Source organism: Pseudobutyrivibrio ruminis (genome assembly GCF_015057245.1).
GTDB lineage: Bacteria > Bacillota > Clostridia > Lachnospirales > Lachnospiraceae > Pseudobutyrivibrio > Pseudobutyrivibrio ruminis_E.
This window is the reverse complement of record NZ_SVET01000001.1, coordinates 423,974-432,871: the sequence shown is the minus strand read 5'-3', so window position 1 is coordinate 432,871 and position 8,898 is coordinate 423,974. Positions and strand designations below refer to the sequence as shown.

The 8,898-nt window shown below is 37.5% G+C and carries 4 protein-coding genes and 2 tRNA genes; all 6 read left to right on the top strand.

The window, feature by feature from the left end:
* The first annotated feature begins 190 nt into the window (after window positions 1-190).
* The 6 genes from E7274_RS02070 (at window position 191) to E7274_RS02045 (ending at window position 8,871) form a co-directional block, all read left to right on the top strand.
* Window positions 191-263, top strand: a tRNA-Ala gene (locus tag E7274_RS02070).
* Between the two features lie 166 nt (window positions 264-429).
* Window positions 430-500 (top strand) — tRNA-Trp (locus tag E7274_RS02065).
* Window positions 501-684: 184 nt separating this feature from the next.
* Window positions 685-1,905 (top strand): EAL and HDOD domain-containing protein, encoded by a 1,221-nt coding sequence (locus E7274_RS02060; RefSeq protein WP_304173297.1) that lies wholly within the window; start codon window positions 685-687, stop codon window positions 1,903-1,905.
* A 332-nt stretch (window positions 1,906-2,237) separates the two neighbouring features.
* The gene (locus E7274_RS02055) at window positions 2,238-2,465 is read left to right on the top strand and encodes an HPr family phosphocarrier protein (protein ID WP_304173295.1); all 228 of its coding nucleotides are present in this window, start codon (window positions 2,238-2,240) and stop codon (window positions 2,463-2,465) included.
* Between the two features lie 49 nt (window positions 2,466-2,514).
* Complete coding sequence (locus E7274_RS02050) at window positions 2,515-4,917, top strand: ATP-dependent DNA helicase (RefSeq protein WP_304173293.1); 2,403 nt, start codon at window positions 2,515-2,517, stop codon at window positions 4,915-4,917.
* A 153-nt stretch (window positions 4,918-5,070) separates the two neighbouring features.
* Window positions 5,071-8,871 carry a phosphoribosylformylglycinamidine synthase gene (locus tag E7274_RS02045; protein WP_304173292.1) on the top strand — a complete coding sequence of 1,267 codons (3,801 nt, stop codon included), beginning with the start codon at window positions 5,071-5,073 and terminating at the stop codon, window positions 8,869-8,871.
* The last annotated feature ends 27 nt before the right edge of the window (window positions 8,872-8,898 follow it).

The window sequence follows — 8,898 nt, the reverse complement described above, 5'->3', positions numbered from 1 at the left end:
GGTAGATAGGTTCAAGGTGTAAGTGCGGTAACGCATTCAGCTGATGAATACTAATAGATCGAAGGTTTATTCTAAAAGGAAGATGTGTAGCGAATTTTCGGACACTAAGTTTTACTGTGTGAAGTTTTGAGGTTGTTATAAGAGAAGTAGCAAGCAAGAGCTTGCTTTTTTCGTAGAGAAACCACTATTTGGGGGCGTAGCTCAGTTGGGAGAGCACCTGCCTTGCAAGCAGGGGGTCAAGAGTTCGAATCTCTCCGTCTCCACTAAAGTTCTTGCAATTTAGCAAGAACTTTTTGTTTGCTTAAGATAGAAAAAATAATGTGAAAATTTTGTGATTTTTCTATTGAAAGCGACTAGATATTGTGTTAATATTTACTAGTCGCGTGGGTGAGGGACTCAAATCAATTTTGGGTTTTTCGCTTACGATTTAGGGGATTGGTCAAATGGTATGATAGGGGTCTCCAAAACCTTTGGTGGGAGTTCGATTCTCTCATCCCCTGTTTCTAAAAGCCTTGAAAGCATTGCTTTCAAGGCTTTTTTCGTATTTAAACTTGATATAAATAAACTACTTAATTAATTGAATGTGTAAAAACAAAATGTTATAATAATCTAAAATAGTCAGAAAATTCAATTTATAATTTTCTTAAGGGGTTTTACTATACTACGTGCAAAGGAGAAGGAATTATGCTTGCTACATTGGTACCACTGTTTTATGAAGATATGTCAGTTGCATCATATTGCTTATATGCGCAGAAGGAGAATTTATATGAACATCCCCATTTGCTTGGCGCAGGAAGATATGATGGTGCTGGCTCTATAGTAGGAATTGAAGTTTTCGATAGTGTTTCGGAGGATGATCTTGTCGCAAATTGCAGCATAATGATTCCGATTAATAATATTTCATTGTTTTCTAATATTGAACAGCAGTTGACTGGATTTGATGGTAGAATCGTTTTACTAGTTGATCAGACTATTAAACCAGAGGAATCATACAACAAACGTTTACTTGATTTGAAAAGTAAGGGATTTAAGTTAGCTATGAAGGATTTACCTCTTGCTAGTATTGATGATTTTAAGTTTATGTTAAATGATTTCGACTTATTCCTGATTAACAGTGACGCTGGTGATGTTGTTGCTCAGGCTAAAGAGTTCAAAAAAGTTGTTCCTAATATGGATTTTTGCGCAGAGAATCTACACACTAAAGAGGAATTTTATGCTGCTAAAGATTCAGGTTTATTCAAAATCTTTGAAGGTACTTTCTTTAGAGTCCCTATAAATGAAAAGGATACAGAGGTTTCTCCTATTAAGATTAATTATATGAAGCTGATGACAGTTATAAATCAGCCTGATTTTAATCTTAGCGATGTTTCTAATGTTATAGGACAGGACCCTGCACTTTCAATTGAATTATTGAAAATTGCAAATAAGCTTACAGTAAATTCTAATATTAGATCCATTGCTCAAGCTACAGCACTTTTAGGACAACGTGAGATTAGACGTTGGCTAAATACTACATTATTCAATGGTTTAGCAGCTGGTAAGCCTAATGAGATTACACGACTATCATTAGTTAGAGCAAGATTTGCAGAGAATCTGGCACCTGTATTTGATTATGCTATGAGAAAAGATGAATTGTTCCTAATGGGACTGTTTTCTCTACTTAATTTAATACTAGATATGCCTATGGAAAAGGCTCTTGAGCAGGTTGGTGTTAGTAATGAAATAAAGAAAGCCTTAGTGGAGGATGATGGTATCTTTTCACCTCAGCTTGAATTCTTGCTTAGTTACGAAGCTGGTGATTGGCAGGAAGTATCCAGATTAATGGTTCTACACGATATTGAAATGCATGATGTGTACGATGCATATGTAGAAGCCTTGAAATGGTATGGTAATATGTTTATTTAGTGATTTTGTACTCATTTAAATACAAATTTACAAAAATTTAATAATTTGGACACTAAATCAATATATTTTGGTTTCTTGGAAACGCGCGCTCTGAAAATGCTGCTAAACGGCGAAAAATAGGCAATATACGGAAACTGAAATTTATAAAAGTGTTCAGATAAACTTCACATAGCAATTTTTTATAAAAATCAAAAAGTTACTGCACGAATTGATAAGTCTGTGACAAAAATTGCATTGACAGCATTTATAAATGGTGTTATAAAGTATCAAGTACGTTAAGGAAGACGTATTGTAGTAAATGGATTTTGGTTTTTATAGGAGTTGATTTGTTTATGAAGTTTAAAATTAGACTTGAGAACACACAGGACGCAGAAGAGTTTGTTACAGCAGCTGCTAAGTGTGGCAGCGATGTCGACCTTCATAGCGGAGTAGTTTATATCGATGGTAAGTCCCTTCTTGGAGTACTTGCAATGGGAATCAAGAGAGACATGGATGTATATGTTGCAGATCACATCGAACCATCATTTAGAAACGCTGTTAAGAAGTTCGTTGTTGCATAGAATAGAATAAGGTATAATAACCCTGTGTTTATCACAGGGTTTTTTATTTATGAAAGTTTCTAGATTAATAACTCCTGAGGGAGAAAAGGCACAAATAAATATTTCGGTTCGCAACTTGGTCGAGTTTCTCCTTAGAGAAGGAGATATCGATGATAGGAAAGGATCGGTAGATCCTTTTGAGGCAATGCAAGCAGGAAGTAGGATCCATAGAAAAATACAAAGTTCTATGGGTCCATTTTATAGTGCAGAAGTTCCTCTTAAATTCCAGATAGAATATGAAGACTATGTTCTTGGTTTGGAAGGAAGAGCTGATGGCCTTGTTTTAGATAGAGATGAATCGGGAAATGTTGTTACAGCCACTGTAGATGAAATAAAGGGAATGTATATGGATGTAATGACATTTGAGAAGCCTGTGCTAGTACATGAAGCTCAGGCTAAATGCTATGCCTATATGGTAGCTTCTGAATATAAATTGGAAACAATTGAAGTACAGATGACTTATGTTAGTCTAGAGACTGAGGAGGTTAAGTACTTTAATCATGTATATACTTTCGAAGAAATAGAAGATTGGTTTTTGACCATTATTGGAATATTTAAGAAATGGGCAGATTTTCAATACTATCATAAAATGGAGCTTCTTGAATCTGTTCAAGGCTTGGAATTCCCATATGATTATAGAGATGGACAAAAGAAGCTTGTTAGTGATGTTTATCGAAGCATATATAGAAGAAAGATTTTGTTTATGCAGGCCCCTACTGGTACAGGAAAGACTATTGCAAATGTTTATCCTGCTGTAATGGCCTTGGGGCAGAATCTTGCTGAGAGAGTTTTCTATCTTACTGCTAAAACAGCTACGGCTATTGCAGCTAGGGATGCATATAGTCTTTTGGTTGAAAAAGGATATGAAGGAAAGACAATTATGTTAACAGCGAAGGAAAAAATGTGCCTTTGCGATGAGGCTGATTGTAATCCGGATTATTGTCCTTATGCTAGGGGCCATTTTGATAGAATTAATGATGTTATATATGAAGTAATCACTAAAGAAACAGTAATAACAAGAGATGTTATTTTAGGCTATGCTGAAGAATACGTGGTTTGTCCTTTTGAATTGGCTCTTGATGTTAGCACATGGTGCGAAGGTATTATCTGTGACTACAACTATGTGTTTGACCCAAATGTATATTTAAAGAGATTTTTTGCTGAAGGCAAAGGCGGAGAGCATATATTCCTTATTGACGAAGCTCACAATATGGTTGATAGAGCTAGAGAAATGTATTCTGAAACGTTGATAAAGGAAGAGATTCTTTCTATAAAAAGATATGCTAAGCCGGTCAGCAAAAAGCTTGTTAACGCATTGGAAAAGTGCAATAGAATAATGCTTGAATATAAGCGTGAGTGTGATCACGACATAACTGTATTAGATGACGTTGATATGCTTTTAAATGCTTGTGACAATTTGCAGATGATATTGGAACAGCTATTTAAAAAAGAAATCAAATTTGGAATATATCAGGATGAAGTTCTAGATTTTTATTTCAGATTGAGAAATTTTACAGCTTTAGCTTATCAACAGGATAGTGACCACTATCGAATATACTGTGATTTTGATGAGGATAAAAATTTCAATCTTCATTTATATTGTATTGATCCATCTGCGCAGCTGCAGGATAGACTTAGAATGGCAAGAGCAACAGTATACTTTAGCGCGACATTACTTCCTATCGATTATTACAAGGATTTGCTTTGTAATGACAAAGATGTATATGCAATATATGTGGACTCGGTTTTTAATCAGAAGAATCGTCTTTTGATGTTAGGTACGGATGTAACTAGCAAATATACAAGACGAGGTGATGACGAATATCAGAAATTTGCCACTTACATAAATACTATCGTAAATGCGAAGCAGGGAAACTATATGGTTTTTGGCCCTTCATATAAGTTTTTAGAGGATATACAAAACAAATTCAGTGACATAATGGGCGATGTTGATGTAATTGTTCAACAGCAAAATATGACAGAGCAGGAACGAGAAGATTTCTTGCTAGAATTTGAAAAGAAAAGAGACAAATCAATGGTAGCGTTTTGTACTCTTGGAGGGATTTTTTCAGAGGGAATAGATTTAGTTGGCGGAAAGCTTATTGGCTCAATTGTACTTGGGGCAGGACTTCCACAGGTTGGCAATGAGAGAAAGCTTATGTCGGACTTCTTTGATGAGAATGGTAAAAATGGATTTGAGTATGCATACTTGTATCCTGGAATGAATAAAGTTATTCAGGCAGCTGGACGTCTTATCAGAACTAAGGACGACGTGGGAGTTATCGCGTTGCTGGATGAACGATTTAGATTTGGAAGTTACAGAAAGACATTTCCAAGAGAATGGAACGACGCTGTATTTACATCCGTAGAAAATGTAGAAGACCAGGTAAAAGCTTTTTGGAAAGATAAATAAACACTTTCGTTAAAAAGTAACAAATTTAATTAAAAAAATAGACTGAAAAAGTATTAGGACATGTGAACAAATTGTGATATACTATCTACAACTGTGGGGTGTGCGAGGTTTTGTACATCCTGCGATACAAAATAAATATCACGGAGGTGTAAAGTGGGCAAGGTAAGAAGAGTTTACGTTGAGAAAAAACCACAGTTTGCAGTATCTGCTAAGTCACTGTATTCCGAAATAGGAAGTTACTTAGGCATCAAGGGTGTTACAGGAGTCAGGGTTCTGATTCGGTATGACATTCAGGATGTTTCTGATGAGGTCTTTAAAAAAGCGGTAAAGACGGTGTTTTCGGAGCCACCTGTTGATGATGTTTATGAAGAAACATTTGATTACAATGGCAGAGTTTTTTCTGTTGAGTTTTTACCAGGTCAGTTTGACCAGAGAGCTGATTCTGCGGAGCAGTGTCTTAAACTTCTAAATGAGGATGAGAATCCTACTATTCATACAGCTACTACCTATGTTATTGAGGGTAGCATTTCTGACGATGAATTTAATGCTATAAAATCACATTGTATTAATCCAGTTGATTCTAGAGAGACTTCACTTGAAAAGCCAGAGTCTCTATCTAATAATTTCGATGAGCCAGCCGACGTCAAGACTTTTGACGGATTCATTTCTATGGCTGAAAATGATTTACGTAATTTATATGATTCCTTAAATCTTGCTATGACATTTAAGGATTTCCTTCACATTCAGAACTATTTTTCCAATGAAGAACACAGAGACCCTACTGTTACAGAAATCAGGGTATTAGATACATATTGGTCTGATCATTGTAGACATACTACATTCTCTACAGAGTTAAAGAACGTTACTATTGAAGATGGTTATTACAAAGCTCCTATCCAGGCAACTTTTGATGATTATCTTGATAACTTCAAGATTCTTTATAAGGATAGAGATGATAAGTTTGTATGCTTAATGGATTTGGCACTTCTTGCTATGAAGCGTCTTAAAGCAGATGGCAAGCTTAATGATCAGGAGGAATCTGACGAGATTAATGCATGTTCAATCGTTGTTCCTATTAATGTAGATGGAACAGAAGAAGAGTGGCTTATCAACTTCAAGAATGAAACACACAACCATCCAACAGAAATTGAGCCATTTGGTGGTGCTGCTACATGTCTTGGAGGTGCAATCAGAGATCCACTTTCAGGACGTACTTATGTATATCAGGCTATGCGTGTTACAGGCGCTGCTGATCCTACAGTTTCAGTAAAGGATACAATCGAAGGAAAACTTCCACAGAAGAAGCTTGTTCGTGAGGCTGCTCATGGATATAGTTCATATGGTAACCAGATTGGTCTTGCTACAGGATATGTAAAGGAAATCTATCATCCAGATTACGTTGCAAAGCGTATGGAGATTGGTGCTGTTATGGGTGCTGCTCCAAGACGTGCAGTACAGAGATTAAACTCTGATCCAGGAGACAGAATCATTCTCCTTGGTGGACGTACAGGACGTGATGGTATTGGTGGTGCTACAGGTTCATCTAAGGCACACAACACAGAATCTACAGCAGTATGTGGTGCTGAGGTTCAGAAGGGTAATCCACCTACAGAAAGAAAGATTCAGAGACTTTTCAGACGAGAAGAAGTTTCATATATTATCAAAAAGTGTAACGACTTTGGTGCCGGCGGTGTATCAGTAGCAATCGGAGAGCTTGCTCCAGGTCTTACAGTTGATCTTGATAAGGTTCCAAAGAAGTATGCAGGTCTTGATGGTACAGAGCTTGCTATTTCAGAATCTCAGGAGAGAATGGCTGTAGTTGTATCACCAGCTGACGTTAATAAGTTCTTACAGTATGCTGCAGAGGAAAACCTTGAGGCAATTGAGGTTGCAGTTGTTACTGAGGAGCCACGTCTTGTTCTCAACTGGAGAGGTAAGGAAATCGTTAACCTTTCTAGAGCATTCCTTGATACAAACGGTGCTCATCAGGAGACAGATGTATATGTAGAGCTTCCTGATAGCAATGATAAATATACAGATAAAATCGGTATCGAAAAGGTAGCAAAGGACATTGAAAATAATGATTTAAAGGCAGCATGGCTTGATACACTTGCTGATCTTAATGTTTGCTCACAGAAGGGACTTGTTGAGATGTTTGATGGCTCAATCGGAGCTGGCTCAACACTTATGCCTTTCGGTGGTAGATATCAGCTTACAGAAACTCAGGCAATGGTTGCTAAGGTTCCTGTTGCAGATGGAAATACAGACGCTGTTACAATGATGGCTTATGGATTTAATCCATATGTAAGCTCTTGGTCACCATATCACGGTTCACAGTTAGCCGTACTTGAGTCAATCTCACGTATCGTAGCTACTGGTGGTGATTACAAGAAAATCAGATTTACATTCCAGGAATACTTCCGCAGAATGAGCGAAGATCCAAAGAGATGGAGCCAGCCATTTGCAGCACTTCTTGGTGCTTACAAGGCTCAGATGGAGTTCGGTCTTCCTTCTATAGGTGGTAAGGATTCAATGTCAGGAACATTCAATGAAATTGATGTTCCACCAACACTTGTATCATTTGCTGTAGATGTTGCAAAACAGCAGGATATTGTTACACCAGAGCTTAAGGAAGCAGGAGATAAGCTTTTCTTACTTAGAATTCTTCGTGATAATTATGACCAGCCAAATTACAGCCAAGCAAAGGTTGTTTATGAAGTAGTAAGACAGATGGTTGAACTTGGAAATATCAAGGCTGCATATGCTCTTGATGCATATGGATTAGTACCAGCTGTTTCTAAGATGGCCTTCGGTAACAAGTTTGGTGTAAAGCTTGTTGATGAATGCCAGAACGGATTATTATTCGGATGTGTAATTGGCGATATCGTAGTTGAAGTTTCAGAGGATGGCGCACTTGCTATCATTCAGGAGCTTGAAAAGAGAGGATTCTCTGATTGTGGCTACGAAGTTGGTGAAGTTACAGATGATGCAACATTCACATACAAGGATGTAAAGATTTCTATGGATGAGGCTCTTGCTGCATGGACAGGAACACTTGAAAAGGTATTCAAGACACGCAGCCATGATGATACATCTCTTGTAAACACAGAGCTTTACAAGGCAAAGAATTTCTACATCAGTAAAAACAAGATTGCTAAGCCAAGAGTATTTATCCCAGTATTCCCAGGAACAAACTGCGAATACGATTCAGCTCGTGCCTTTGAAAAGGCAGGTGCAATCACAAATGTAAAGGTATTCAAGAATCAGAATGCCGAGGATATCAGAGAATCAGTAGATGAGTTTACAAGAGCAATTGCTCAGTCTCAGATTGTTATGTTCCCTGGTGGATTCTCAGCTGGTGATGAGCCAGAGGGTTCAGCTAAATTCTTCGCAACTGCATTTAGAAATGCAAAGATGAAGGAAGCAATTACAAATCTTTTAGAGAATAGAGATGGTTTGATGTTAGGTATCTGTAATGGATTCCAGGCTCTTATCAAGCTTGGTCTTGTACCTTACGGTGAAATCCATACACAGTCAGCAGATTCACCAACTCTTACATACAACACAATAGGACGTCATATTTCTAAGATTGCCTACACAAAGGTAGTCAGCAACAAGTCACCATGGCTTGCAGGTGCACAGCTTGGAGAGACTTATTGTTCACCAGCATCTCACGGTGAGGGACGTTTCGTTGCTTCAGAAGAGTGGATTAAGAAGCTCTTCGAAAACGGACAGGTTGCTACTCAGTATGTAGATGAAAACGGCAACCCTACAATGGATGAGGAATGGAATATCAACGGAAGCTACTATGCAATCGAAGGTATTACAAGTCCAGATGGTAGAGTATTTGGTAAGATGGCTCATGCAGAGCGTAGAGGAAGTGGCGTAGCACTTAACATTTATGGTAATCAGGACATGAAGATTTTCGAATCTGGTGTGGATTACTTTAGATAAAAAATAAACTCCAAGGTAAATTGTTCT